At 73.2% G+C, this 25,273-nt stretch carries 22 protein-coding genes; 15 read left to right on the top strand and 7 right to left on the bottom strand.

The annotated features are described in order from the left end of the window. Positions 1 to 8: 8 nt before the first annotated feature. The 4 genes from ABZ809_RS17755 to ABZ809_RS17740 all read right to left on the bottom strand — a co-directional run bounded on the left by ABZ809_RS17755 (position 9) and on the right by ABZ809_RS17740 (position 4,321). The gene (locus ABZ809_RS17755) at positions 9 to 815 is read right to left on the bottom strand and encodes a hypothetical protein (RefSeq protein ID WP_357563577.1); all 807 of its coding nucleotides are present in this window, start codon (positions 813 to 815) and stop codon (positions 9 to 11) included. A 355-nt stretch (positions 816 to 1,170) separates the two neighbouring features. After that, complete coding sequence (locus tag ABZ809_RS17750; protein ID WP_357563633.1) at positions 1,171 to 2,598, bottom strand: metallopeptidase TldD-related protein; 1,428 nt, start codon at positions 2,596 to 2,598, stop codon at positions 1,171 to 1,173. Positions 2,599 to 2,603: 5 nt separating this feature from the next. Continuing rightward, positions 2,604 to 4,040, bottom strand: coding sequence for a TldD/PmbA family protein (locus tag ABZ809_RS17745; protein WP_357563576.1), 1,437 nt, complete (start codon positions 4,038 to 4,040; stop codon positions 2,604 to 2,606). 110 nt (positions 4,041 to 4,150) lie between these two features. Continuing rightward, complete coding sequence (locus ABZ809_RS17740; RefSeq protein WP_357563575.1) at positions 4,151 to 4,321, bottom strand: hypothetical protein; 171 nt, start codon at positions 4,319 to 4,321, stop codon at positions 4,151 to 4,153. Positions 4,322 to 5,034: 713 nt separating this feature from the next. Between ABZ809_RS17740 and ABZ809_RS17735 the strand changes: the two genes are divergently transcribed. The 5 genes from ABZ809_RS17735 (at position 5,035) to ABZ809_RS17715 (ending at position 11,065) form a co-directional block, all read left to right on the top strand. Further along, positions 5,035 to 6,138 carry an ABC transporter ATP-binding protein gene (locus tag ABZ809_RS17735; protein WP_357563574.1) on the top strand — a complete coding sequence of 368 codons (1,104 nt, stop codon included), beginning with the start codon at positions 5,035 to 5,037 and terminating at the stop codon, positions 6,136 to 6,138. Beyond that, on the top strand, positions 6,135 to 7,211 hold the full coding sequence (locus tag ABZ809_RS17730; protein ID WP_357563573.1) for a dipeptide ABC transporter ATP-binding protein: 1,077 nt from the start codon (positions 6,135 to 6,137) through the stop codon (positions 7,209 to 7,211). Before ABZ809_RS17735 ends, ABZ809_RS17730 begins: the two co-directional genes overlap by 4 nt. Continuing rightward, positions 7,208 to 8,209: an ABC transporter permease gene (locus tag ABZ809_RS17725; protein ID WP_357563572.1), complete on the top strand. Its 1,002-nt coding sequence runs from the start codon at positions 7,208 to 7,210 to the stop codon at positions 8,207 to 8,209. Before ABZ809_RS17730 ends, ABZ809_RS17725 begins: the two co-directional genes overlap by 4 nt. A 12-nt stretch (positions 8,210 to 8,221) precedes the next feature. Continuing rightward, positions 8,222 to 9,208: an ABC transporter permease gene (locus ABZ809_RS17720; protein WP_357563571.1), complete on the top strand. Its 987-nt coding sequence runs from the start codon at positions 8,222 to 8,224 to the stop codon at positions 9,206 to 9,208. A 111-nt stretch (positions 9,209 to 9,319) separates the two neighbouring features. Next, positions 9,320 to 11,065, top strand: coding sequence for an ABC transporter substrate-binding protein (locus tag ABZ809_RS17715; RefSeq protein ID WP_357563570.1), 1,746 nt, complete (start codon positions 9,320 to 9,322; stop codon positions 11,063 to 11,065). Between the two features lie 245 nt (positions 11,066 to 11,310). Here the strand turns inward: ABZ809_RS17715 and ABZ809_RS17710 are convergent, their stop codons facing one another. Then, positions 11,311 to 13,452, bottom strand: coding sequence for a prolyl oligopeptidase family serine peptidase (locus ABZ809_RS17710; protein WP_357563569.1), 2,142 nt, complete (start codon positions 13,450 to 13,452; stop codon positions 11,311 to 11,313). 86 nt (positions 13,453 to 13,538) lie between these two features. Here ABZ809_RS17710 and mshB point away from each other — a divergent pair, with 86 nt between their 5' ends. The 3 genes from mshB to ABZ809_RS17695 all read left to right on the top strand — a co-directional run bounded on the left by mshB (position 13,539) and on the right by ABZ809_RS17695 (position 15,475). After that, positions 13,539 to 14,465, top strand: coding sequence for an N-acetyl-1-D-myo-inositol-2-amino-2-deoxy-alpha-D-glucopyranoside deacetylase (gene mshB, locus ABZ809_RS17705; RefSeq protein WP_357563568.1), 927 nt, complete (start codon positions 13,539 to 13,541; stop codon positions 14,463 to 14,465). A gap of 11 nt (positions 14,466 to 14,476) precedes the next feature. Beyond that, positions 14,477 to 14,926: a hypothetical protein gene (locus tag ABZ809_RS17700; RefSeq protein ID WP_357563567.1), complete on the top strand. Its 450-nt coding sequence runs from the start codon at positions 14,477 to 14,479 to the stop codon at positions 14,924 to 14,926. 81 nt (positions 14,927 to 15,007) lie between these two features. Continuing rightward, positions 15,008 to 15,475: a hypothetical protein gene (locus tag ABZ809_RS17695; RefSeq protein WP_357563566.1), complete on the top strand. Its 468-nt coding sequence runs from the start codon at positions 15,008 to 15,010 to the stop codon at positions 15,473 to 15,475. 423 nt (positions 15,476 to 15,898) lie between these two features. Here the strand turns inward: ABZ809_RS17695 and ABZ809_RS17690 are convergent, their stop codons facing one another. After that, on the bottom strand, positions 15,899 to 16,858 hold the full coding sequence (locus ABZ809_RS17690) for a GNAT family N-acetyltransferase (protein WP_357563565.1): 960 nt from the start codon (positions 16,856 to 16,858) through the stop codon (positions 15,899 to 15,901). A 79-nt stretch (positions 16,859 to 16,937) separates the two neighbouring features. Here ABZ809_RS17690 and fdxA point away from each other — a divergent pair, with 79 nt between their 5' ends. From fdxA to ABZ809_RS17655, 7 genes are all read left to right on the top strand, one after another. Then, complete coding sequence (fdxA, locus tag ABZ809_RS17685) at positions 16,938 to 17,264, top strand: ferredoxin (protein WP_091078915.1); 327 nt, start codon at positions 16,938 to 16,940, stop codon at positions 17,262 to 17,264. After that, on the top strand, positions 17,261 to 18,367 hold the full coding sequence (gene dapC, locus ABZ809_RS17680) for a succinyldiaminopimelate transaminase (RefSeq protein ID WP_357563632.1): 1,107 nt from the start codon (positions 17,261 to 17,263) through the stop codon (positions 18,365 to 18,367). Before fdxA ends, dapC begins: the two co-directional genes overlap by 4 nt. A gap of 156 nt (positions 18,368 to 18,523) precedes the next feature. Then, complete coding sequence (locus ABZ809_RS17675; RefSeq protein WP_357563564.1) at positions 18,524 to 19,504, top strand: prephenate dehydratase domain-containing protein; 981 nt, start codon at positions 18,524 to 18,526, stop codon at positions 19,502 to 19,504. A 1-nt stretch (position 19,505) separates the two neighbouring features. Further along, positions 19,506 to 20,117, top strand: coding sequence for a hypothetical protein (locus ABZ809_RS17670; RefSeq protein ID WP_357563563.1), 612 nt, complete (start codon positions 19,506 to 19,508; stop codon positions 20,115 to 20,117). Then, positions 20,117 to 21,142, top strand: coding sequence for a prephenate dehydrogenase/arogenate dehydrogenase family protein (locus ABZ809_RS17665; protein WP_357563562.1), 1,026 nt, complete (start codon positions 20,117 to 20,119; stop codon positions 21,140 to 21,142). The genes ABZ809_RS17670 and ABZ809_RS17665 overlap by 1 nt, the downstream gene beginning before the upstream one ends. Before the next feature lie 66 nt (positions 21,143 to 21,208). Then, a complete protein-coding gene (locus ABZ809_RS17660) occupies positions 21,209 to 21,856 on the top strand; it encodes an SIMPL domain-containing protein (protein WP_357563561.1) in 648 nt (215 codons plus the stop codon). Beyond that, positions 21,856 to 22,512, top strand: a complete 657-nt coding sequence (locus ABZ809_RS17655) for a nucleoside/nucleotide kinase family protein (protein ID WP_357563560.1) — start codon at positions 21,856 to 21,858, stop codon at positions 22,510 to 22,512. Before ABZ809_RS17660 ends, ABZ809_RS17655 begins: the two co-directional genes overlap by 1 nt. Before the next feature lie 49 nt (positions 22,513 to 22,561). On the opposite strand, the gene ABZ809_RS17650 is transcribed toward ABZ809_RS17655, so the two are convergent. Next, complete coding sequence (locus tag ABZ809_RS17650) at positions 22,562 to 25,192, bottom strand: hypothetical protein (RefSeq protein ID WP_357563559.1); 2,631 nt, start codon at positions 25,190 to 25,192, stop codon at positions 22,562 to 22,564. Positions 25,193 to 25,273 lie beyond the last annotated feature (81 nt).

The raw sequence follows: 25,273 nt of genomic DNA, 5'->3' as shown, positions 1-25,273 counted from the left end.
GGGGCCCTCTAGTTGATGAACCGCAGGTCGTTGAACCAGCCGGCCGCGACCGCCATGACGTAGAAGTCCGTCAGGGCCAGCGTGCCGAGGGTGATCCAGGCGAGCTGCATGTGCCGGACGTTCAGAGCCGAGACGAAGGTCCAGGCCCGGTAACGCACCGGGTGCTTGGAGAAGTGCTTGAGCCGCCCGCCGATGATGTGCCGGCACGAGTGGCAGGAGATGGTGTACGCCCACAGCATCACCACGTTCAGGAGCAGGATGATGTTGCCCAGCCCGAACCCGAAGCCCTTCGGCGAGTGGAAGGCCAGGATCGCGTCCCACGTGTTGATCAGCGAGATGATCGCGGCGGCGTAGAAGAAGTAGCGGTGCAGGTTCTGGCCGAGCAGCGGGAACCGGGTCTCGCCACTGTAGGACTGGTGCCCGTCCGGCACCGCGCAGGCGGGCGGCGACAGCCAGAACGACCGGTAGTACGCCTTGCGGTAGTAGTAGCAGGTGAGCCGGAACAGCAGCAGGAACGGCAGCGTGAGCGCGGCGTCCGGGATGATCCACCAACCGGGCAGGAACTGTCCGAAGTGTGAGGCGCCCTCGACGCACCGGTCGGTCACGCAGGGGGAGTAGAACGGGGTCAGGTAGTGGAAGTCCTCGACCCAGTAGTAGTCGTGCATGAAGACCCGGACCGTCGCGTACGCTACCCACGCGCCGAGCCCGACGACGGTGATCAGCGGGGCGAGCCACCAGCGGTCGGTACGCAACGTCTTCGCCGCGATGGCGGCGCGCGGACGCGCTCCTCGCGGCCTCGTTGCCGTCGATGTCATTTTGAGTCGTCTCCCTGACGGGGCCCTCACGGGCGGATCAAGTTCCGGTCGGCACGCGGACCGGCTAACCCGCACCCGCTTGCCACGTCACGCGCACAACGACCGCGCCGGCGATACGGCGCAGCTAAGTGACACACGTTACGCCGATCTTCGCGGGCCGTCCGCGCAAGGCAGTGTCCCGTGTGTTCCGGCGGGTGGAAAGCCCTGAACTATGATCGATGTCCGGATGTTAAGAACCTCACCAGGCGCCTGTCCGGCGTATGTGGAGTGCCTCACCCGGAAGCGTTCCCGGCCGGCGTCCTCGGTGGAAGGCCGGCACCGACCCGCCGCGACCGCCACCGGCGCCGCCGGTGGCTCAGCCGGAGGCGCCGCCGGTGAAGTGCCAGGAGGCGAGCCGCAGCGGCGCTGCCTCCCACCAGACACCGTCGGCCCGGTCCGGCTGGCGGACCGCCCGCCGTCCCAGCCCGAGGACCCTGCCGGGGCCGAGTGCGTGCGGGTAGGACTCGGTGAAGCGCAGGTCGCGGACGGCGCTGGTCACCACCCCGTCCTCGACGAGCCAGACGCCGTTGCGGGTCAGTCCGGTGAGGACGAGACTCTTCGGATCGAGCACCCGGGTGTACCAGAAGTCGCTGACCAGCAGCCCTCGCCGCAGTTGCCCGACCAGCGCGGCGGTGTCGGCGTCGACCACCGCACCCGGCACGCCGCCGGTCGCGACGGTGCCGTCGCCCGCCGCTGCTCCGGCGACCGCCCCTGGTTCGTCGCCCCCCGTCCCGGCCGGCGCGGCGGCGAGCCGGAGGTTGCGGGGCATCGGGCCCCACCCGCCGTCGGCCACCGCGTGCCCCGTGGAGACCGTGCCGGCCTCGGCGGCGCTGCGCCGGTCGTGCGCCACCGCCCGGGTGGTGCCCGCCTCCACCAGGGTCACCGCCCGCCGGGGCGTGCCCTCGACGTCGAACGGCAGCCCGGAGCCAGCGAGTGGGTCGTCGACAAGGGTCACCGCCGGATCGAACTGGGCCGTCCCCGGCTCGGCGAAGGACTGCCGCTTGGCGTGCTGCCTGCCGTTGAAGCCGTGCCAGGAGAGATTCTGGAGCAGGTCGGCGACCGCGGCCGGCTCCAGCACCACCTCGTAGTGGCCGGGCGGCAGCTCCACCGGGTCCGCCGCGGCGCGAGCCCTGGCCGCGGCGCGGGCGCCGAGCAGGGCACCGTCGATATCGGCCAGCCGGTCGGCGTGGAGCCGGGCCACCCCGTCCGAGCCGCCCGTGCGGGCGATGCCGTCCATCGCGGCCTCGGCGGCGTGACCCCGCGCGGAGTGCCCGGCCGAGTTGGCGAACGCCGAGGAACGGTGGGCCGTGCGGCAGTAGCCGGCCGTCTCCAGCCCGCCGGCCGCGGCCACGAACGCACGCACGCGCTCGGCCCGCTCGTCCGGTTCGGCGTACGCGGTGGCCTCGTCGACGGCCGGCGCGGCCGGTGTCGGCGTCGGCGCCGTGAGCCCGGGCCAGGCCGGGTCGGGCGGGCAGAGCCGCGCCGCCGCGAGGGTGCGTTCGACCAGCGCGCGCAGCCCGTCGGGGGTGACCACGCTGCCGCCGCCGGTGGCCGTGCGCCCGCCGACGTGCAGCCGCAGCCGGACCCGGACGCCGGACTCGGCGACGTTCTGGTGGACGAAGGAGTTGGCGAACCGGGTCAGTGCCAGGTCGGCCCGGGTGACCACCGCCTCGGCCTGCGCGTCGGGCCCGCCGAGCCGGCGGGCCAGTTCCACCACCTGACCGGCGATGTCCAGCTCGGTCATGCCGCTCATGCGCGAACTCCCACCCGGACGTTGCGGAAGCGGGCCGGCGCGGCCGGGTGGCCGGTGTGGCCGGTCTGCCCCGGCTGGCCCTTGCCGCAGTTCGGGGTGCCCCACGCGACGGTCTCCGAGGAGAGCATGTCCATGGAGCGCCAGAAGAGCGGCCCGATGCCGGTGTAGGTGGGGTTGCGCAGCATCCGCCCCCGCCGGCCCTTCTTCACCTCCCAGCCGATCTCGCAGCCGAACTGGAAATTGAGCCGTTTGTCGTCGATGGACCAGGATCGGTTGACGTCCATCAGCACCCCGTCGTCGGTGGCGGCGACGATCTCCTCCAGTGTGTGCGGGCCGGGCTCCAGGCCCACGTTGGTCATCCGCACCATCGGCAGCCGGGCCCAGCCGTCGGCCCGTACGCTGCCGCCGTGGTCGAGGCCGGCGACGGCGGCCGAGTCGCGGCCGGCCAGCACGCCCACCCAGCGCCCCTCGCGCACCGCGTCGCGCCGCACGGCCGGGGAGCCCTCGTCGTCGAAGCCGAAGCTGCCCAGGGCGCCGGGGATGGTGGGGTCGATTGTGACGTTCATCAGCTCGGAGCCGTAGCGCAGGGAGCCGAGCCGCGCCAGGTCCAACCAGGAGGTGCCGGCGAAGGCGGCCTCCCAGCCGAGGATCCGGTCCAGCTCGATGGCGTGCCCGACCGACTCGTGGATCTGGAGGGCGAGCTGCTCGCCGCCGAGGATCAGGTCGGTCTCACCCGCGGGGCAGGGCGGCGCGCTGAGCAGCGCCCGGGACTCCTCGGCGATCCGCGCCGCGTGCGCGGCCAGGTCGAGCGACTCGACCAGCTCCCACCCGGTGGTGCCGTACTGGCCGCGGTAGCTGGGGTAGGAACGGCGCTGGGTCTCGCCGTCGCCGACGGCGGTGGCGGAGATGCCGCCGCCGCACTCCCGGATGTGCTGGTCGATGCGGTGCCCCTCGCTGGAGACGAACCACTTGGCCGTGTCCCAGACCTGGTAGAGGCCCTCGGCGACGTCGGCCCCGTGCTCCGTCATCGCCCGGGTCGCCCCGACGAGCAGGTCTCCCTTGTCGGAGAGCGGCACGCCGAGCGGATCGACCAGGCAGGGGGACGCCCAACTCGCGGTGGCCGCCCCGGTGGGCACCAGGTCGATCGGCGGCCCCGGCACCCGCGCGCTCGCGGCGGCGGTCCGCGCGGCGCGCCGGCCGGCCTCGCGGGCGGCGGCGTCCGAGAGGTCCGGTACGGCGTGGAAGCCCCAGCCCGAGCCGACCAGGGCACGGACGCCCAGGCCGATGCTCTCGTCCTGGGTCAGCTCCTCGATGTCGCCGTTGCGGGCCGACATGGACTCGTAGCGGCGGTGCATGACCCGCGCGTCGGCGTAGCGGGCTCCCGCGTCGAGCGCGGCCTGCACGGCGGCGGCCGCCGCGTCGAACTCGCTCATGACGGCACCTCCCTGCGCTTCGTGCCGTCATGAGGCACCGGGCTGCGTCGGTGATTCGCTCGCTGGCGCTCGCTCATGTGCCCGACCCTAGGCGAGCCCACCGACAACGGTCAGGGGACGAGCTGCTCCGGCCGGATCGTCGCCCGGACGGGTTCGGCGATCTCCAGTGCCTCGCCCCGCTTGGCTGCCGACTGCTCGACGTAGTGGCGGCCCTGACGGCGGTACAGGCGCAGCCTGCTGGTCGCACACCAGCCTGACCTCGGCTGCCTCGACGTAGGCATCGTCACGGCCGCTACAACGAACGGCCGTCGGCCCGCGGGCATCCTGACTATGACCACTGGCATAACCCTCGGTAGTCGACAAAAGCCGGGTCGGGCCGCCGTCAACCACTCACCATGCTCGCTTTGCTCTGCAGCCGCCGACGCACCAGTTACCGAGGGTGTCTGGTGCGTCGGCGGCTGCAGAGCAAAGCGAACGAGGCGAAGGGTGCGGGCGGGGCTGGGCCGGCCGAACAGCGGGAAAGGAATCGCTGTTCAGCGGGCATGTGTGGCAGGGCGGCAGCCCCTCTCGCGCTCAAGCGCCTGCCCCGGCTGACTACTTTGCGTGACTTCTGCGGTCTCCTGTCGGCATCGTCACGGTGAGTTGTCAGGTCGGCGATCGGCCGGATTCCCGGCACGCCCGGGCACGATGGCCCGGCCCGCCACGGTTCCAGCCCGACGGGTTCGGCGGCTGCTTCGGGGGATGTTGCCCAGCTCGCGTGATGTCTCGCGTCTCGCCGCTGAGCGCCGATCCTCCCGTGACTGCCGAGGCCGTGGTCGCACCCGGCGTGCGCCGTGTGTCCGGTTCCAGTCGTGGCGGTGGATGTGCTGGTAGGGCTGTTCACGCCCGTTGCAGAGTCGTTACGCTGTGGCCCGCTGACAGCCCGCGGCTATGTAGCTTATTTTCACCCTCAGTGCTTTCCTGTAAGTTCTCTTCGTCACTGAGGGAGGCGGTCGTGGACAGGCCGGAGTCAGCGCCGTCCGGGAAACCGGGCCGCCCCAGCGTGCCGGAGCAGCGCTCTGGCCAGGACCCCTACCTGCGGGTGCGCGACCTGCGGGTCCGCTTCGACACCGAGGACGGCGTGGTGCGCGCCGTCGACGGCGTGTCGTTCGAGGTGGCGCGCGGCCGCACGCTCGGTATCGTCGGCGAGTCCGGCTCGGGCAAGAGCGTCACCTCGCTGGCCGTCCTCGGCCTGCACAACGCCAAGCGGGCCACCATCACCGGGGAGATCTCCGTCGGCGGCCGCCAACTGGTCGGCCTGCCGGACGAGGAGGTACGCCGGTTGCGCGGCCGGGACATGGCGATGATCTTCCAGGATCCGCTGTCGGCCCTGCATCCGTACTACACGGTGGGCAAGCAGATCGCGGAGGCGTACCGGGTGCACCACCCCAGGGCCGGCCGGCGCGAGGCCCGGCAGCGCGCGGTGGACATGCTGGGCCGGGTCGGCATCCCGCAGCCCGCCCGCCGCTTCGACCAGTACCCGCATGAGTTCTCCGGGGGCATGCGGCAGCGGGCGATGATCGCCATGGCGCTGGTCAACGACCCCGACCTGCTGATCGCCGACGAGCCGACCACCGCGTTGGACGTGACGGTGCAGGCGCAGATCCTCGACCTGCTCGCCGACCTCCAGGCCGAGTTCCACTCCGCGATCATCCTGATCACCCACGACCTGGGTGTGGTCAGCCAGGTGGCCGACGAGGTGCTGGTCATGTACGGCGGGCGGGCTGTCGAGCACGGCAGTGTGGAGCGGGTGCTCCGCGCGCCGCAGCACCCGTACACCTGGGGTCTGCTCTCCAGCGTGCCCTCGTTGCACGGCGACGCGGACGCGGACCTGGTGCCGATCAAGGGCAACCCGCCGAGCCTGATCAACCTGCCGTCCGGCTGCGCCTTCCACCCGCGCTGCCGCTACGCCGACCGCAACGGCGACCGGTCCCGCACCGAGGTCCCGGAGCTGCGCCCGGCGGGCGCGCCCGGCCACCTGGTGGCCTGTCACCTCTCCGCCGACGACCGGACGCGGTTGTACGCGGAGGACGTCGCACAAGTGGGGGTGGCCCGATGAGCACCGGGACCGGCGAGCCGTTGTTGCGGGTGCGTGGCCTGGCCAAGCACTTCCCGGTGCGGAGCGGTTTCCGCAGCACCAGCTTCGTGCGGGCGGTGGACGGGCTCGACTTCGACGTGCGCCCGGGCGAGACGCTCGGCCTGGTGGGGGAGTCCGGCTGCGGCAAGACGACCACCGGGCGGATGCTGGTCCGGTTGCTGGAGCCCACCACGGGGAGCATCGAGTTCGAGGGGCGCGACATCACCCACGCCGGGCGCCGGGAACTGCGCCCGCTGCGGCAGGACCTCCAGATCATCTTCCAGGACCCGTACGCGTCGCTGAACCCCCGGCACACGGTCGGCCGGATCGTGGCGATGCCGTTGCAGGTCAACGGCATCGACCCGCCGGGCGGTGTGAAGAAGCGGGTCCAGGAGCTGCTGGAGCTGGTCGGGCTGAACCCGGAGCACTACAACCGCTACCCGCACGAGTTCTCCGGCGGTCAGCGCCAGCGGATCGGCATCGCCCGGGCGCTGGCCCTGCGGCCGAAGCTGATCGTCGCCGACGAGCCGGTCTCCGCCCTGGACGTGTCGATCCAGGCGCAGGTGGTCAACCTGCTCCGCGACCTGCAACGCGACCTGGGCCTGGCGTTCGTCTTCATCGCCCACGACCTGGCCGTGGTGCGGCACTTCTGCCAGCGGGTCGCCGTGATGTACCTCGGCAAGATCGTCGAGATCGGCGACCGGGACGACATCTACGAGCGGCCGCAGCACCCGTACACCCGGGCGCTGCTCTCGGCCATCCCGGACGTCACCCAGCTCGGCGCGGCGGGCCGCATCCGGCTCTCCGGGGACGTCCCGACGCCGCTGGACCCGCCGTCGGGCTGCCGCTTCCGCACCCGCTGCTGGAAGGCACAGGAGCGGTGCGCCACCGAGGAACCGGCGCTGGTGCCGCGCGGCGGTGACCAGGCCACCGCCTGCCACTTCCCGGAGACCGGCCCGGCCGGGGCCGTCCCCGGGCCGGTCGCTGACGACGCGGGGCCGGCGGATCCCGGTACGGCCGCGGCCGGCACGACCGTCGAGGAGGTGGCGAAGTGAGCCTGTCCCCGGGCGAGGGCGTGGCACTGGCCGAGATCGAGTCCGCCGGTGCCGCCGAGAAGAAGCCGGAGCTGGCCGGACGTTCGCCGGGCCAGCTCGTCTGGAGCCGGCTGCGGCGCGACCGTACCGCCCTGGTGAGCGGCGTACTGCTTGTCGTCTTCGTGCTGCTGGCACTGGCCGCGCCCCTGGTGCAGCGGCTCTACGGGGCTTCGCCGGGCGAGGTGTTCGGCGACCTGCTGGACAGCACCGGGATGCCGCTGGGATACGCCGGCGGGGTCAGCGGCGACCACTGGTTCGGTCTGGAGCCGGGCGTGGGCCGGGACATCTTCATCCGGATGGTCTACGGAATCCGCACCTCGCTGCTGATCGCGCTCGGCGCCGCCCTGATCACCACGACGATCGGCGTGGTCCTCGGCATCCTCGCCGGCTACCTCGGCGGCAAGGTGGACGCGGTGATCAGCTGGGTCACCGACGTCGCCCTGGCGATGCCGTTCCTGATCTTCGCCCTGGCCGTGGTGCCGACGTTCTCGCTGCGCTTCTACGGTCCGCGCGACGCGGTGCCGACCTGGTTCGCGGTGGCCACCCTGATCGCGGTCTTCGCCGCCTTCGGTTGGACCAGCACCGCCCGGCTCGTGCGCGGGCAGGTGGTGTCGCTGCGCGAACGCGAGTTCGTGGAGGCGGCCAGGGCCAGCGGTGCCGGGCTGGGGCACATGCTCTTCCGGCAACTGCTGCCGAACATCTGGGCGCCGATCCTGGTGTCGTTCTCGCTGCTGGTGCCGTCGTACGTGACCAGCGAGGCGGCGCTGTCCTTCCTCAACGTCGGGCTGCCCGAGTCGGTGCCCAGCTTCGGCCGGATGATCTACCGGAGCATCGGCTACCTGGAGACCGACCCGGCCTACGTCTTCTTTCCGGGCATCACGATCTTCCTGATCGTGCTGGCGTTCAACCTCTTCGGCGACGCGTTGCGGGACGCGCTCGACCCGAAGTCGTCACGGTAAGGGGTACTGCGCATGGTGCGCTTCCTGGTGAAGCGGATGCTGCTGGCGATCTCGGTGCTGTTCGCGGTGAGCGTGGTCAGCTTCCTGATGTTCTTCGCGCTGCCCGCCGACCCGGTGACCGGCATGTGCCCGAAGAACTGCAACGCCGAGCGGCTGGAGCGGGTACGGACCGAGCTGGGGCTCAACGACCCGAAGGTGGAGCAGTACGCCAACTACATGAAGGGCATCTTCGTCGGCCGTGACCTGGGCAGCGCCCAGGGCGGCGAGTGCGCGGTGCCCTGCCTGGGCTACTCGTACGTCAACAGCGAGGCGGTCAGCGACACCTTCGCCCGGGTGCTGCCGGTGACGCTGAGCATCGTCCTGCCGGCGGCGGTGCTGTGGCTCGCCATCGGGGTGGGGCTCGGCATGGTCTCGGCGCTGCGCCGTGGCTCCCTGCTGGACCGGATCTCGATCGGCCTCACCCTGACCTTCGCCTCGCTCCAGCTCTACTTCGTCGGCGCGGTGCTGTTGCTGATCTTCGTCTACACCCTGAAGATCCTGCCCACGCCGCGCTACACGTCCCCGTTCGAGGATCCGATCGAGTGGGCGCGGGGGCTGGTGCTGGCCTGGGTGACCCTGGCGCTGCTCTTCTCCGCGATCTACGCCCGGTTGTCCCGGGCGCAGATGCTGGAGACCCTCTCGGAGGACTTCGTCCGTACCGCCCGGGCCAAGGGCATGCCGAAGCGGCAGGTGTACGGGCGGCACGCGCTCCGTGCGGCGATCACGCCGATCGTCACCATCGCCGGTCTGGACGTGGGCGCGGCGCTGGGCGGCACGGTGATCACCGAGACCACCTTCGGCATCCAGGGGCTGGGCCGCACGGCGGTGGAGGCGGTGCGGCAGGGGGACCTGCCGACCATCATGGCCACCGTGCTGATCTCCGCGCTCTTCGTGGTGATCGCCAACATGGTCGTCGACCTGCTCTACGCGTTCATCGACCCCCGGGTGCGCCTCGGCTGACCCCCGGCCCGACGGGTGCCGATCGTTGTGGCCCCGTTACCTGATCGAAATTTACCAAAGTCGAAAGCTGCGCGAAGCTTTCCTTCATTGAGGCGATCCGGAGGAGTGAGGATGCGAGCAAGACTCGTCACCGCCGTGGGCGGTGCGATCGCACTGGTGGTTTCCCTCGGTGCGTGCAGCGAAAACACCGGTGACAACACCGGCGGTGTGGACACCAGCAAGCCGCGTACCGGCGCCATCGCGACGGACCCCAAGGACTCGCTCGGTCCCGCGCCCGAGGTGCCCGGCGCGGCCAAGGGCGGGACGTTCTACATCCTGCGGGAGAACAAGATCTCCCACATGGACCCGCAGCGGATCTACTCGTTCGCCGGCCTGATGGGGAGCCAGCTCTACGCCCGCTTCCTCACCACCTTCAAGGACGACGGCAAGGGCAACGTCACCCTGGTCGGCGACCTGGCCGAGACCCCCGGCACCAACGTCAACAACGACTGCAAGGTCTGGGAGTTCAAGGTCAAGCAGGGGGTGAAGTTCGAGGACGGCCGCCCGATCACCAGCAAGGAGATCGCGTACGGCATCGCCCGGTCCTTCGACCCGGACCTCACCGGCGGCCCGACCTACCTCCAGGAGTGGCTGGTCGACGACCCGCAGTACGACACCAAGTGGAACTTCAAGGCCAACAAGGCCTCGCTGCCGCCGGGGCTCACCACGCCGGACGAGAAGACGCTGCGCTTCGAGTTCAACAAGCCCCGCTGTGACCTGCCCTTCGCCGTCTCGCTGCCGGCCACCGCGCCGCTGCCGGCCGACAAGGACACCGGGGTCAACCTGGACAACCAGCCGTTCTCGTCGGGCCCGTACAAGATGACCAAGCACACGCCGGGCGTCGAGATCGTGCTCGAGCGCAACGAGCACTGGGACCCGGCCACCGACGCCGTGCGCCACCAGTACCCGGACAAGTTCATCTGGTCCCTGGGCGCGGACCAGGCCACCCAGACCAACCGGGTGCTCGCCGGCACCGGCAACGACGCCGCGGCGGTCGCCACCGGCGGCGTCCCGTCGGAGCTGATCGCCAAGGTCACCGGTGACGCCGCGCTCAAGCAGCGGATGATCGTCGCGGCCACGCCGAACGCGTACCGGCTGAGCATCAACACCACCCGGGTCACCGACCTGTCGGTGCGGCAGGCGATCAACCACGCGATCGACCGGACCAGCATCACCAAGAGCCTCGGCGGCCCCTACGGCGCCGTGCCGCTGACCACGCTGCTGCCGCCCACCACGCTCGGCTACAAGCAGTTCGACGCGTACCCGGCCGGCGACAGCGGCAACGCGGAGAAGGCCAAGGAGCTGCTCGCCGGGAAGACCCAGAACCTGGTGCTGCTCACCTCCGACGTGACCAGCTCCCAGGAGCGGGCCACCCAGATCAAGACCGCGCTGGAGAAGGCCGGCTTCACCGTCACGATCAAGACGATCCCCGAGGACGGCTACCTCGACACGGTGAAGAAGAAGGACAACCCGTACGACCTCTGGGTCGACTCGTGGGCGGCCGACTGGCCCAGCGGCGCCTCGATCCTGCCGGTGCTCTTCGACGGCCGCGGCATCAAGGCCGAGGGCAACAGCAACACCTCGCAGCTCAACAACGACGCGCTCAACGCCGAGTTCGACCGGGTGCTCGCGCTCGACCCCGCCAAGCAGGCCGACGAGTGGAGCAAGATCGACGAGCGGCTGATGAAGGAGTCCGCGCCGGCGGTGCCGCTGTACACCGAGGTGGTCTCCATCGCCCACGGCGAGAAGGCCGGCGGTGTCTTCATCGGCAGCATCTTCGGTTGGCCGAGCTTCGTGGACGCCTACGTCAAGCAGTGACGCCACCCGTCCAGCCGTGACAACGGCAACGGACCGACCCCCGGCCGACAACGTCGTCGACCGGGGGTCGCCGTTGTTTCCCACCCCGCACTCCCTCCCGCCCCTCCCCGCCCCCGCTCGGTGCCGCGATCTTGCAGTTTGTGCCCCTGAGATGGGCCGGATGTTCCTTTTGTGGGGGCAGCAAGTGCAAGATCGCCGCGCAGGGCAGGGCGGGGGCAGGGGCAGGGGCAGGGCAGGGGCGGGGGTTACAGGTGGCGGCGGATGAAGTCCAGTTCTAGTTTGAGCAGGCGTTCGGCCGTGCCGCCGGCGGCCATGTGGGTGGCTCCGGTCAGGGGGAGCACCGAGTGTGGGCGGCCGGTCGCCAGCAGTGCCGCCGACAGGCGCAGCGTGTGCGCGGCCACCACGTTGTCGTCGACCAGGCCGTGCACCAGTAGCAGTGGCCGGGCGGCCTCCCCGGCCGGCACCGGCTCGCCGGCCAGTTCCACAAGTGAGTGGTGTGCGTAGATGTCCGTGCCGTCGTCCGGCAGGCCCAGGTAGCGCTCCGTGTAGGCGGTGTCGTACAACGCCCAGTCGGTGACCGGTGCCCCGACGATGCCGCACCGGAACAGCTCCGGGTGCCGCAGCACGGCCAGCCCGGCGAGCCAGCCGCCGAACGACCAGCCGCGCACCGCCACCCGGTCCAGATCCAGGTCGGGATGCTTGTCGGCCAGCGCGGTGAGCGCGTCCACCTGATCGAGCAGGACGACGTCGGCCACCCGCCGGTGGATGGCCTTCTCGAAGGAGGGGGCCACGCCCGGCGTACCGCGGTTGTCGATGGTGACCACCGCGAAGCCGGCGTCGGCCCACCACTGCCGCTCCAGCCACGCCCCACGGGCGGCCAGCACCTCCTGGTGGCCCGGCCCGCCGTAGACGTCGAGCAGCACCGGCAGCCGCCGGCCGGTGACGTAGTTGTCCGGGTAGAGCACCGCCGTCGGCAGCCGCCGGTCGGTGACCCGTTCCAGCAGCGGCAGCGGCGAGTACGGCGGGGTGGCGGCGAGCGAGCGCAGCACGGCCACCTCGCGGTCGCCCTGCCACACCGTCCACCGGGTGCCCGGATGGTCGAGCGAGGCGCTCCCCACCACCAGCACGTCCCCGCCCACGGCGGCCGTGTGCCAGCCCGAGTCGGTGGTGATCCGGCGGGCGTCCACGCCGCCGCCGATCGTGGTACGGACCCGGAACAGGTGCCGCTCGCTCGGCTCCCCGTCGCTCGCCTCCACCAGCAGGTCGGCCGGGCCGTTGCCGCCCGGGAGCCGCCCCACCACCCGCCGCACGTAGAGCGACGGCGGGGTGAGCAGCGTCCCGTCGGCGAAGAGGCAGCGGGCGTCGTACCCGTCATGGGCGAGCTCGCCTCCGACCAGCACCCGGCCGTCGGGCAGGTGCGCCGGGGTGCCGGGGACCGGCTCCACCCAGCGCGGATCGGCCAACTCGGCGTGCACCTGGGTCTCACCGGTGCGCGGGTCGACGGCGAGCACCAGACCGTGCTGCTGGGAACGGCGCAGCACGGTGATCAGCGGCCCGCCCTCGGCCCAGTGCACGGCCGTGAGGTACGGGTAGGTCTCCCGGTCCCAGTGCACGTCGACCCAGCCGTCGTCGAGATCCAGCAGGTGCAGGCTGACCTCGGCGTTCGGGCCGCCCGCCCGGGGGTACGCGACGGTGGTCGGCGGGCTCGCCGGATCGGCCGGGTCGTGCAGGTGCCAGCGGTCCAGCCGGGACTCGTCCACCCGCGCGGCCAGCACCGAGCGCCCGTCCGGCGCCCACCAGTAGCCCCGGAACCGGTGGAACTCCTCGGCCGCGATGTGCTCGGCCAGCCCCCACGTCACCCCGGAGTCCTCGCCGGCCAGCAGGGTGTCCGTGCCGTCGTCCTCGATCACCCGCAACTGCCCCCGCAGGACCCCCTCGGCGGCGTCGGTGACGTACGCCAGGCGCTGCCCGGTGGGGTCGGGGCGGGGATCGATCACCGGGCCGACGGTGGCCACCTCGACCACGTCCCCGTGCACCAGGTCGGCCCGGAACAGCCGGCCCGCCAGCGTGAACACCGCCACCCGACCGGCCCCGTCCAGCGCGTACGAGCCGATGCCGGAGGCGCTCAGCCGCAGCCGCTCGCGGAGCGCGCGCTCGCCGGGGCTCAGCGCGCCCGCGTCGGCGTCGGCGCCGAGCAGCGCCGCCGGATCCGCGACCAGCCGCTCCTCGCCGGCCGCCACGTCGAGCAGCCACAGGGCGTCGGCCGGGTCCTCCGGGCCGGCGGAACGCAGGAAGACGACCCGGGCGCCGTCGTCGGCCACGGAAACCGCCCGCGGCGCCCCGCGGCTGAACCGGCGGGTACGGGCGGCCAGTTCCGGAAAGTCCACAGGCAGATCGTAGAGCGACGTCGGGGGGTGATGTGGCGTACCTACGCGGACGCGTCACAGCCGGCGGGGGAGAACCGCCGGTTAGAGTGACCGGCGTGACGACGCTGCCCGACCGCCGCCTCTTGCTGGTCCACGCGCATCCGGATGACGAGTCCATCGGCACCGGTTCGACGATGGCGCACTACGTCGCCGCCGGCGCTCACGTCACCCTGGTGACCTGCACTCTCGGTGAGGAAGGCGAGATCCACGTGCCGGCGCTGGCCCAGCTCGGCGCGGCCGAGGCCGACCAGCTCGGCGGCTGGCGGATCGCCGAGCTGAGCGCCGCCTGCGCCGCCCTCGGCGTCACCGACCACCGCTTCCTCGGCGGCGCCGGCCGCTACCGGGACTCCGGCATGATGGGCCTCGCCACCAACGAGCACCCCCGGGCCTTCTGGCAGGCCGACCTCGACGAGGCCGCCGGGCACCTGGTGGAGATCATGCGGGAGGTACGCCCGCAGGTCATGATCACGTACGACGACAACGGCTTCTACGGCCACCCCGACCACATCCAGGCGCACCGGGTGGCGATGCGCGCGCACGAGCTCGCCCAGGCGGAGGGCTTCGCTCCGGCGAAGGTCTACTGGACGGCGATGCCGCTCAGCGTGCTGGAGGCCGGGATGGGCCACTTCGTCGAGTCCTCGGACAATCCCTTCGCCGGCATCGACGACATCTCCGAGCTGCCCTTCGGCACCCCCGACGCGCAGATCGCCGCCCGGATCGACGCCACCGAACAGCACGCCGCCAAGGAGGCGGCGATGCGGGCGCACGCCACGCAGATCCCCGACACCTCCTGGCTCTACGCGATCGCCGGCAGCTTCGGTGGCGAGTTCATGGGCATGGAGTACTACACCCTCGCGGTGGGCGAGAAGGGCCCGGGCAGCGGGCCGTACGGCTGGGAGGACGACCTCTTCGCCGGGCTCGACGTCGCCGACGGCCCAGATCGGTCGCCGGTCGGGGCGGCCGGTCTCCAGTGACCCTGCCTGCCGTGTCGATGTCGACCGCCCCGGAGGAGACCGCCCCACCCCCGTCGGGGCGGCACCGACCGCTGCTCGACCTCGCCCTGCGGGTGGCCGGTGGGCTGGTCGCCGTGCTCGCGGGTGCGCTCACCGCCGTGCTGGAATTGCTGCTGGCCACGCTCCGGGTCGGCGGGCACCTGATCGGCGTCTCGGTGCTGATCGCCGTCGGCGCGAACATCGCGTTGAGCTGGTTCGCCCACGAGGCGGTCGGCCGCCGCTGGGCGGTGGCGTTGCCCGCGACCCCCTGGTTCGTCCTGATGGCGGTCGCGGCGGTCCGGACGGCCGAGGGGGATCTGCTCGTCACCGGCGACAACTGGGTCGGCCTGGCGATGATCGTGGCCGGCGCGATGACCTTCGCGGTGATGGGCTTCCGGCAGATCCTGGCGCCACCGCCACCACCGGTCCGGTCGGGGGACTGACGGGACACCGCTTCCGGTGGTAGACATTCCTGCCAGGAAGCCCGTCGACCCGGCGGGCGGCGGTACGGCGGGAGGCGTGCGATGAGGGAGCGGTGGCGCGCGATCGGGATACTCGCGGTCGCGCTGTTCGCGGTCAACGTGGTCGCCCGGCTGGTCACCCGGTTCGGCTTCGACGGCGACGACACGGGCGCCGCCGACCAGGTGTCGCTCGGGATGTTCGTGGTGATCGGGTTGGGCCTCGCCGCGGTCGCCTTCGTCTGGGGCCGGCGTCGGCCGGTGGCCACCTGGCTGGCCGACGTGGCCGCCGCGGTCGGCATCGCGCTGCTGCTGACGGTGCTGGTCGGGCCGCTGCTGGTCGGTGACAACCCGTTCGGCGGGGGTGCGGGCACCTTCTTCGCGCAGATCTGGCTCTACCTCGCGGCGGCCGGCGTCGGAGTACTGCTCGGCTTCCTGCTCCTCACGGCGCTCGGCCTCGACCACCGTTCGCAGTCCCTCAAGCGCTACGCCGACCTCAGGGCCACCAAACCCCGCCGCATAGTCCGCCGCTAACCCTCCCGGCCCCCGGCCCCCGGCCCTCCGGCCCCCGGCCCTCCGGCCCTCCGGCCCCCGCGCCCCCTCTCCCACTCACGATCTTGCACTTTGCGCCCACAGTATGTGGCGAATGCCGGTTTCGCCGGGGCTGCAGGTGCAAGATCGGCGCGGGCGCGGGCGCGGGCGCGGGCGCGGGCGAGAGCGACGGCGACGGCGACGGCGACGGCGGGAGGGGGAGGGTAAGGGGTGCCCTCGCGGGGCGCCGATCTTGCACTTGCGGCCCCGGGTGTGGGGCATCTGTGGAGATTGTCGGGGCGGAATCTGCAAGATCGACGAGCTGGGCGGGCGGGGTGCGGGCGGCCGTGCGGGCGGGCGGGGTGCGGGCGGCCGTGCGGGAGTGCGGGGGCACGAGGGTGGGCGGTGGGTGTGAGGGTGCGGGGGTCAGTGGGGGGCGGTGCGGGTCAGGTAGGTGTGGTGGGTGGTGAAGCCGAGAGTGCGGTAGAGGGCCACGGCGGGGGTGTTGCGCTGCTCGACCTGGAGGAAGGCGTGCGTGGCGCCGGCGGCGAGACCCCAGTCGGCCAGCGCGCGGATCAGCCGGCCCGCCAGGCCCTGCCGCCTCGCCTCGGGCAGCACCTCGATCAGGCTGAGGCCGAGCCACCGCCCCTGCCCCGTGACCGTGCCCCGGCCGATGGCGCGCAGTTCGCCGTCGACGTACACGTGCGCGAAGCGGACCTGGTCCACGGCGGTGAGCACGTGTCGGGCGGCGTCCGGCAGCCCGCCCTTGCGGCCGGCGGCGACGGTGAGCCAGTCGTCCGACGGTGCGCCCGCCAGCTCGACCGGTGGTGACCCGGCGACTTCCGGCGCGGCCGGCGGCAGCGCGGCCAGCGGCACGGTCTGCACCAGGACCGGGGGGCCGCTGGCCCAGCCGCGCGTGTCCAGTTCGGCGCCGACGGGGGCGGCGAGCGGCAGCGGGGTGTTGACCAGCGCCCGTTGGCCGAGGTCGGCGTACCAGCGCTCCACCGCGTCGAGTGCGGCGGACAGCGGCCGGTCCGGGTCGCCCACGGGCAGCGCCGAGTTGGCCCGGCCGGTCCAGCCGTCGGCGGAGCGCAGCAGCCAGTCGCCGAGCCGCCCCCGGACGGCGGCGGGCCAGGCCTCGTCGGCGGCCAGTTCCAGCTCGACCACGGCGCCGGCGGTGGGACGGCGGGCCGGCGGCACGCGCTTGGCCCGGTGCACCTCGGTCACCGGAACCCGGAGCCGGCCCTGCGCGGTGGCGATGGTGAGGTGGGTGTCGCTCAGCTCGACCAGTTCACCGAGGGCGTCCGAGAAGAGCGGCCGGCCCTCGCGGACCCCCACGACCCGGCGGACCACGATCCGGTGTCCCACATCCTGCTGTCGGAGCACGATCGACCCCCTCCCCGGCGAGATACTAGGCTCTTACCGTCGCGGGTGATCGCGGCGTGTCTTGCGGAGGAGAAGACCGGTGACCTACATCATCGCCGAACCGTGCGTGGATGTGCTCGACAAGGCCTGCATCGAGGAGTGCCCGGTCGACTGCATCTACGAGGGCAACCGGATGCTCTACATCCACCCCGACGAGTGCGTCGACTGCGGTGCGTGCGAGCCCGTCTGCCCGGTCGAGGCGATCTTCTACGAGGACGACGTGCCCGAGCAGTGGAAGGACTACACCGGCGCCAACTACGAGTTCTTCGAGGAGTTGGGCTCGCCCGGTGGCGCCTCGAAGATCGGCAAGGTGGAGAAGGACGCGTCCTTCGTCGCCGCGCAGCCGCCGCGCGGCGAGGGCCACTGAACCGGCCCGTGCCGGTCTCGTCACGGCTGCCCGAGTTCACCTGGGACACCCTGGAGGCCGCGGCCGGACTGGCCGCGGCGCATCCTGACGGTCTCATCAACCTCTCCATGGGTACGCCGGTCGACCCGGTGCCCGAGGTGATCCGGCAGGCGCTGGCCGACGCGTCCGACGCGCCGGGCTACCCGTTGACCGCCGGCACCCCGGCGCTGCGCGAGACGATCGCGGCCTGGGTCGCCCGGGCCTGCGGCGCGGGTGTCGACGGCCTCGGCGTGCTGCCGACGATCGGCTCGAAGGAGCTCGTCGCCTGGTTGCCCACCCTGCTCGGGATCGGCCCCGGCGACGTCGTCGTGGTGCCGCCGATCGCCTACCCGACCTACGAGGACGGGGTGCGGCTCGCCGGTGCCACCGTCGTCCGCGCCGACTCGCTGACCGCGGTCGGCCCCACCTCCCGGGTCCGCCTCGTCTGGGTGAACTCCCCGGGCAACCCGACGGGGCGGGTGCTGCCGGCGGCCCACCTGCGCAAGGTGGTCGACTGGGCCCGGGAGCGCGGCGCGGTGGTCGCCAGCGACGAGTGCTACCTGCCGCTGGGCTGGGCCGCCGAGCCCGTCTCGGTGCTCTCGCCCGAGGTCTGCGGCGGATCGTACGACGGCGTGCTGGCCGTCCACTCGCTCTCCAAGCGGTCCAACCTGGCCGGCTACCGGGCGGGGTTCGTGGCGGGCGACCCGGCGCTGGTGGCGGAGCTGCTCAAGATCCGCAAGCACGCCGGCATGATCGTGCCCGCGCCGGTGCAGGCCGCCATGGTGGCCGCGTTGCGCGACGAGCGGCACGCCGACGAGCAGCGGGAGCGCTACCGGGCCCGGCGGGACGTCCTGCACGCCGCGTTCACCGGGGCGGGGTTCACGGTCGAGCACTCCGAGGCCGGGCTCTACCTCTGGCTGACCCGGGGCGAGGACTGCTGGGAGACGGTCGACTGGCTGGCCCGACGCGGCATCCTGGTCGCCGCGGGCGCACTCTACGGACCGGGCGGCCGGCAGCACGTCCGGGTGGCGCTGACCGAGTCCGACGAGCACGTGGCGGCCGTCGCCGGTCGGCTGCGCGGCTGACCGACCGTCGGGCGGGCAGGAGCCCGCTTACCGTCGACGAGCTTCGATGGGCCGGGGGTCCGTTCGGCGGTCCTCGGGCGATAGTCTGCACCCCTGCGCCGGCCGACCCGCTGTGCGGGCGGGCGTGGCCGGCCGGTCGAGGGTGGGGAGTGGGCGGTGGACGATGTCGACGAGGGAGCCCGTGGCGGGCGGCCGGTGATCGGGTTCCTCGGGCCGGAGGGCACCTTCACCCACCAGGCCGCGCGACTCCTGCACGGAACGGCCGCCGAGCTGCGGGCCGACGGGAGCGTCCCGGCCGTGATCGCCGGGGTCGCCGAGAGGCGCTACGACTTCGGCGTCGTGCCGATCGAGAACACGGTCGAGGGCATCGTGACGGCGAGCCTGGACGGGATCGTCTTCCGCGCCGACCCGGTGCAGATCATGCGCGAGGCCTCCGTCCGGATCTCCTTCGACGCGTACGTCTCGGCGGCGGGCGACTCCCCGCCCACCGCGATCGGCAGCCACCCGCACGGGCTCGCCCAGTGCGCGCGGTACGTCAGCCGCACGGGCCTGCCGGTGGAGCACTTCCCGAGCACCGCCGCCGCGGTGCGGGCCGCCGCCGGGCGACCGGGGCTGATCGCCATCGGCGCCCAGGGCCTCGACGAGGCCTACCCCGTGCGGGTCCACGACCGCGCGGTCGAGGACCATCCCGGCGCGTACACCCGGTTCGTCTGCCTCGGCCTGGCCGGCGGGCCGGAGCCACCGGTCGCGGACACCTCCCGGCTGACCTGGAAGACGAGTGTCGCGCTGACGCCCGGCTGGTCCCGCCCCGGGGTCCTCGCCGAGCTGTGCACCCAGTTCGCCGACCGGGGAATCGACATCGTCTCGCTGGCCTCCCGGCCGCTGCCCGGCTTCGCCGGCCGGTACGTCTTCGTCGTCACGGTCGACCGCGAGCGCCGCTCGGCCAGCCTCGCCCGGGCGATCCGGAGCCTCATGCACCAGGGCATCCGGGTGAAGCACCTGGGCAGCTACCTCTCCGACCACACCACCGCCGGTGCGGATGCCGGGCGGGCGCTGGTGCCACCACCGGGCAGCCTCGGGCTGGCGCACGACGACGAGATCACCCAGCTCTTCCCCGGCGGCGGGCGGACGGTCTGACGTGCGCTTTCTCCATCCCCTGCTGCGGGACCGCAACATCGACGGGGTACGGCAGGCATCGCTGGCCACCGCCGCGGTGATCTTCGGCGTGCTCAACGTGATCGTCCTGCAGAACGCCGACCTGCGGGGCACGCAGACCAAGGCGGCCACCGTGCTGCTCTCGGCGCTCAGTCTCGCCCTCCTCGCCGGTCTCGTGCAGCGGCTGTTCCTGCTGATCTGGGCACATCCGGTGCTCGGGGAGTGGATCTACAAGTCGTCCTCGGGCAACTGGGGTCTGGCCCGCATCGACCTGCGCGGCGGCGAGTTGACGTACTCGGTCCAGCTCTACCGGACGGAGCAGGACGCGCAGGCGGCGGTCCGCGGCGAGCCGGGCTTCGTGACCCGCTGCTTCGCCACGGTCTCCTCCGTCGGGGTGACGTACGAGAAGGGCCAGGTCGAGCTGATCTACAAGATCAGCGACGCGCACGAGGACTACCCTACGCGTAGCGGCATGCTGACGCTGCGGCCGCTGCGCGCGGACGCGATGAAGGGATACTGGAAAAGCGATATCCTCGGCGCCGAATCGAGTCGGGGCTTCCTCGACATGTACCGACCGAACCGCCGAGGTGCGTGATGGTGGACAGTCCCGCCGGGCAGCCCCGGGCCGCCGTGGTGGGCACCGGCCTGATCGGCGGCTCGGTCCTGCTCCGGCTGCACGAGGCGGGGCTGGACGTCGTCGGCTGGGATCCGGACCAGGCCACCCGGGCCGAGGGGCGCGCACGCGGGGTGCCGTTCCCCGACGACCTGGGCGAGGCGGTCCGCGACCGCGACGTCGTGTTTCTCTGCGGCCCGCTGCCGAGCCTGCCGGAGACGCTGCTCACCGTCGCGAAGCACGCCACCGACGGCTGCGTCCTCACCGACGTGGGCAGCACGAAGGGTGCGGTGGCCGCCTTCGCCGTCGCCCACGGATTGACCGACCGGTTCGTCCCGGGGCATCCGATGGCCGGCACCGAGCGGTCGGGGCTCACCGCCGCCGTGCCGGCGCTCTTCGAGGGGGCCGCGTGGGTGCTCTGCCCGGCGGCCGACGGCATCGGGCCGTTCCGGATGCTGGCGGGCCTCATCGCGGACGTCTTCGCCGCCCGGGTGGTGCCGATGTCGCCGGCCGTGCACGACTCGGTGGTGGCGCTCTCGTCCCACATCCCCCATCTGCTCGCCGGCAGCCTCGCGGGCGCGGTGGCGGGGGCGGACGTCCGGGACGCCGTGCTGGGCCTCGCCGCGGGCAGCTTCCGGGACGGCACCCGGGTCGCCGGCACCCCGGCGAGGCGTACGGCCGACATGCTGTTCGACAACCGTGAGCAGGTGTTGCGGCAGCTCGACCAGGTCAGCGCGTTCCTCGACGAGCTGGCGTCCGCGCTGCGCGGTCAGGACCTGGCCGCCCTGGTCGCTCTCTTCCAGCGGGCGCGGGGCCTGCGCACCGCCCTCCTCGACCGTGACCTGCTCGCCCACCGGCGGGAGTTCCCCGCTGGCGGCGACCACGGTGCCGAGCTGGCGTACCTGCTGGAGTTGGGGACCGCCGGCGGCTACCTGACCAGGTGCCAGGTCGGTGGCGACCGGGTGGGCTATACGGGCCATCTCCCGGCGACAGCCGACGCGACCTGAGCCCGAGCGGCCTCATCCCCCACGCACCAGGCCCGGGCGGGGCGGGCGTACCACTAGGGTGAGGGCATGGTGGACGGGCCGGTGGTGGCGGTGCGCGGTGAGGCGTACCAGGAGGTCGCTCCGGAGCTCGCCCGGTTCACGGTGACCGCCACGGCCCGCGACCGCGACCGGGAGGCCACCCTGACCCGGCTCGCCGAGCGGGCCGCCGCCGTCCGGGTGCTGCTCGACGCCGAGGATCCCGGCATCGAGCGGCGGGAGACCGGCGAGTTGCGGGTCTGGCCCGAGACGCGGCGCTCCGGCGAGCGGGTGGTGGCGTACCACGGCAGCGTGACCACGACCGTGACGGTCAGCGACTTCACCGCGCTCGGCGAGTTGATGCTGCGCCTGGCCGACCAGGACCAGGTCGAGGTGGCCGGGCCGTGGTGGTCGTTGCGGCCGGGCAGCCCGGCCCACCGGGAGGCCCGGCACGCCGCGATCGCCGACGCGCTGCTGCGTGCCCGCGAGTACGCGGAGGCACTCGGCGCCCGGGTGACCGCCCTGATCGAGCTGGCCGACGAGGGCGCGGCGGAGCAGCCGATGATGAGCCGGATGGCATTCGCGGCAGGCGGTGGCGCCGAGGGCGGCACGCCGGAGCTGGCCCTCGACCCGCAGCCGCAGACCGTGCACGCAGCGGTGCGGGCACGGTTCGCGATCAGCGAGCCGGTCCTCGGCTGATGGTGGCCGCCCGGGTCGTCGGGACCGACGATTTGGTGGCGCGGGCCCGGGCCCTCGCCGAGGCCGGCCCCCGGCAACTGCTCGGCATCGCCGGGCCGCCCGGGGCGGGAAAGTCCACGCTGGCGGAACGGATCGTCGAGGCGGTCGGTCCCGCCGCCCGGCTGGTGCCGATGGACGGCTTCCACCTGGCCCAGGCCGAGCTGCGCCGCCTGCGCCGGGTGGAGCGCAAGGGTGCCATGGACACCTTCGACGCCAACGGGTACGTCTCGATCCTGCGCCGCCTGCGCCGGCTGGAGCCGACGGCGGTATACGCTCCGGCCTTCCACCGGGACCTGGAGGAACCGGTGGCCGGCTCGATCGAGGTGCCGCCGTCGGTGCGGCTGGTGGTCACCGAGGGCAACTACCTGCTGATGTCCGAGCCGCCCTGGGACGAGGTGCGGCAGCTCCTGCACGAGGTGTGGTTCCTCGACCTCGACGCCGAGCTTCGGCGGCGCCGGCTGACGGCCCGGCACGAGGCCTACGGGCGGTCGGCGGAGCAGGCCCGGGCGTGGGCGACGGGCAGCGACGAGACCAACGCCATCCTGGTGGCCGGCACCGCGCACCGCGCCGACCTGGTCGTCCGGCTCGCCGAGCCACCGCCGGTCGAGGCGGGCTGACCGAGCTGTCAGGAAAAGCCCCCTCCTGACAGCCCATGCGGCGCGCGGGTCAGCCGGTTCCGCGCCGGGGCGCCGGCACGCTCTGCCGCAGCAACCGGGCCACCCGCGAGCGCTCCTGGTGGAACTCGGGCGCCTCCGGGTAGCCGCTGTGGTTGCGGATCGGAGGGTCGGCCACCTCGCCGTCACCGGGGTGCAGCGCCTCCGGGTCGCGGACGGCGACGTCCCGTTCCACCGCCGTCACCGGCCAGCCGAGCGGGTCGGTGTCCCGCCAGAAGTTGGTCCAGCGGGTCCGGTCGCCGGGGGTGGTCAGCGCCTCGGCCAGCGCCGGCAGCCGGTCCGGCCCGAAGTATCCGGGGAAGACCCGCCCGTAGAGCCGGGTCAGCTGGCAGCCGTAGGAGAAGAACCAGATCCGTCGGCGGACCCGGGCCGGGAGTTGGAGGAGCACCGCCGCGCAGATCACCGTCCCCTGGCTGTGCCCGGAGAGGATGATCCCGTCCACGGCCCGGGGGTCGTGTTCGGCGAGCGCCAGCAGCCCGGCGGTGCGGGTCTGCAACTCGGGCACGGCCCGCTCGGCGTAACTGGGCGGGGCCAGCGGGTGCGCGGTCCGGGGCCAGAAGGTGCCGACGTCCCAGACCACGCCGACCGAGCGGCGGACGAGGTCGTTGCGGTAGACCAGCAGGCCCACGGTGCCGACCAGCACCGGCAGCAGGCCCAGCGTCCGGTCGCCCGTCTCGGTGAGCCACTCGATCACCGCCGCGCCGCCGGTCGCCACCGGCGGGTGCGGCCGGTCGCGGGAGAGCACGGCGGCGCAGCCGAGGGCCACCAGCACCGCCATCGTGACGGCGTAGCCGCCGACCAGCCGTACGGTGTGCTCGCCGACCAGCCGGTGCAGCGCCCGCCAGGTGCTGACGTCCCGGCAGCGCCGCAGGTCGTGCGAGGAGAGCCGGCCGCCCGGCGATGCCAGCTTCGCGTACTCGTGCCGGCGGAGGCGGAGGAAGAGCAGGCCCGCCCGGGTGGCCGTGGCGACGAGCGCGAGCAGGGCCGCGGCGAAGGCGAGCCCCGCCCACATCACCGGAACCGGGGGTACGACGGGGGAGCGCCCGTCCGGCACCGTGCCGCCGTTCAGCCGGTCGGCGACCCAGTAGAGCAGGCCGGCGCTGTAGGAGACGGAGAAGAGCCAGCCGAACCCGGCGATGAGTGCCGGGGCCCGACCGCCCCAGGCCAGCCCGGTGTGCGGGTCCCGGGGCTGCCGCTCGGTCGCCGGGACGCGCGGCAGCAGCAGGCCGGTCGCGGCGAGGGCGACGGCCGGGACGGCGAGCATCCAGGCCTCCAGCGGCCCGGGCGGGTACGGCACCCCGGGCAGCCGGCCGCCGGTCCAGGCGACGCCGACGACCAGCAGCACGGCGGCCGCCGCCGGAGCGGCCAGCGCCCGGCGGCCGGACCGGGCGACCGAGCCGATCGCGATCAGCAGGAACACCTGCCCGGTGCCCAGCCAGGCGACGATCCGGTCGAAGCCGGGCAGCGACAGGTCGGCGGGGCAGGCCGACGCGTCCGCGCAGCCGGAACCGGGGCGCAGGTGGGCCAGCGAGGTGCCTTCGGGTAGCAGCAGGATCAGCACCGTACCGGCCAACCCGATGCCGGTGAGCAGGGCGACCACGACGCTGGTGTTGCCGAGCGGGCTGGCCCCCGCGCGCCGGGTCAGCCACGGCCGGCCGACCGCCAGCACCGCGATCAGCAGCACGGCGGCGAGGGCCGCCGTGGCGGGCCAGGCGACGGCCGCCCGTACGCCGAGGGGTGGGTCCGTGGCGAGGACCGCGCCCAGCGGTACGGCGGCGGCGACCACCACGCCGGTGCACAGGTGCAGCACGGCCGCCCGCCTCAACTGGCCCTCCCCGCCCCAGAACGTGCGGCCCTGCAACGGGTTGCCCGGCGGCGCGGGGGCGGACTGCGCCGAACCGTCCGTCGGTGCCCCGGCCGGCACCGGGCCGCCCGGCGAGGGCGGCGGCTCGGCGGGTAGCTGTGCCTCGTACTGGTAGCTGCGCCAGCTCACCAGCCCGAGCAGGGCCAGCGCGCCGAGCGGCACGACCAGGCCGACGGCCAGTGCCCGGGTGCCCTCGCTCCACCAGCCCCGCCCCAGGAACTCCCAGGGGCCGGGGATCCGGCGCAGGCAGTCGGTGTCGACGCACTGCCAGCCCACCAGGTCGACCCCGACGCCGGCGAGGGTGAGCGCCAGCGTGCCGGTGAGGCTCAGGCAGAACAGCCGGATCAGCCAGGCGGTGATCCCCGACCTGCTGCGCCAGCGTTCGGTGTCGGGGTCGGCCGGGACGGACGGTCGGGCGTGCAGCGCGACGTTGGCGAGGGTGAACGGCAGCAGCAGCGTCCACAGCGCCCGCTCCACGTCCCGCGTGGTCCGCGCCCCGGAGGTCAACTGCCCCCAGCTGTACGCCTCGACGACGACCGGGGCGTCCGGCTCGCCGGCCGTGCCCGGCGCCTCGGCCCGAGGCGGCGCGGCCGGACACGGCGCCTCGGCCGGGGCGCGGTAGAAGCCGGTGACGGGGCCGCCCGCGACGAGCCACGGCGGGGGAGCGTCGGCCCCCGGCGTCGGGCGCAGGCCGAGGATCTGCCCGGGGGGCGTGTTGGAGACCCCGTGTACGCGTAGTTCGAGCACCCGACCGAGCATGGCCGCCTCCCGGTGACGACGTCACCACCCACAGTGCCTGCAGTGGGGCTCCGGTGCCAGTCTCGGGAGGGTGTTTGTGCA

The organism is Micromonospora sp. NPDC047074, assembly GCF_040643815.1.
Taxonomy (GTDB): domain Bacteria; phylum Actinomycetota; class Actinomycetes; order Mycobacteriales; family Micromonosporaceae; genus Micromonospora.
Note: the sequence above shows the minus strand (reverse complement) of the source record. Positions and strands in the feature narration are given on the sequence as shown.

What these genes read in the sequence shown, in the direction of transcription:
- ABZ809_RS17755 (WP_357563577.1), bottom strand. Translation starts at nt 815, where the DNA reads ATGACATCGACGGCAACGAGGCCGCGAGGAGCGCGTCCGCGCGCCGCC.
- ABZ809_RS17750 (WP_357563633.1), bottom strand. Translation starts at nt 2,598, where the DNA reads ATGACCGAGCTGGACATCGCCGGTCAGGTGGTGGAACTGGCCCGCCGG.
- ABZ809_RS17745 (WP_357563576.1), bottom strand. Translation starts at nt 4,040, where the DNA reads ATGAGCGAGTTCGACGCGGCGGCCGCCGCCGTGCAGGCCGCGCTCGAC.
- ABZ809_RS17740 (WP_357563575.1), bottom strand. Translation starts at nt 4,321, where the DNA reads ATGCCTACGTCGAGGCAGCCGAGGTCAGGCTGGTGTGCGACCAGCAGG.
- ABZ809_RS17730 (WP_357563573.1), top strand. Translation starts at nt 6,135, where the DNA reads ATGAGCACCGGGACCGGCGAGCCGTTGTTGCGGGTGCGTGGCCTGGCC.
- ABZ809_RS17720 (WP_357563571.1), top strand. Translation starts at nt 8,222, where the DNA reads ATGGTGCGCTTCCTGGTGAAGCGGATGCTGCTGGCGATCTCGGTGCTG.
- ABZ809_RS17715 (WP_357563570.1), top strand. Translation starts at nt 9,320, where the DNA reads ATGCGAGCAAGACTCGTCACCGCCGTGGGCGGTGCGATCGCACTGGTG.
- ABZ809_RS17695 (WP_357563566.1), top strand. Translation starts at nt 15,008, where the DNA reads ATGAGGGAGCGGTGGCGCGCGATCGGGATACTCGCGGTCGCGCTGTTC.
- ABZ809_RS17665 (WP_357563562.1), top strand. Translation starts at nt 20,117, where the DNA reads ATGGTGGACAGTCCCGCCGGGCAGCCCCGGGCCGCCGTGGTGGGCACC.
- ABZ809_RS17660 (WP_357563561.1), top strand. Translation starts at nt 21,209, where the DNA reads ATGGTGGACGGGCCGGTGGTGGCGGTGCGCGGTGAGGCGTACCAGGAG.
- ABZ809_RS17655 (WP_357563560.1), top strand. Translation starts at nt 21,856, where the DNA reads ATGGTGGCCGCCCGGGTCGTCGGGACCGACGATTTGGTGGCGCGGGCC.
- ABZ809_RS17650 (WP_357563559.1), bottom strand. Translation starts at nt 25,192, where the DNA reads ATGCTCGGTCGGGTGCTCGAACTACGCGTACACGGGGTCTCCAACACG.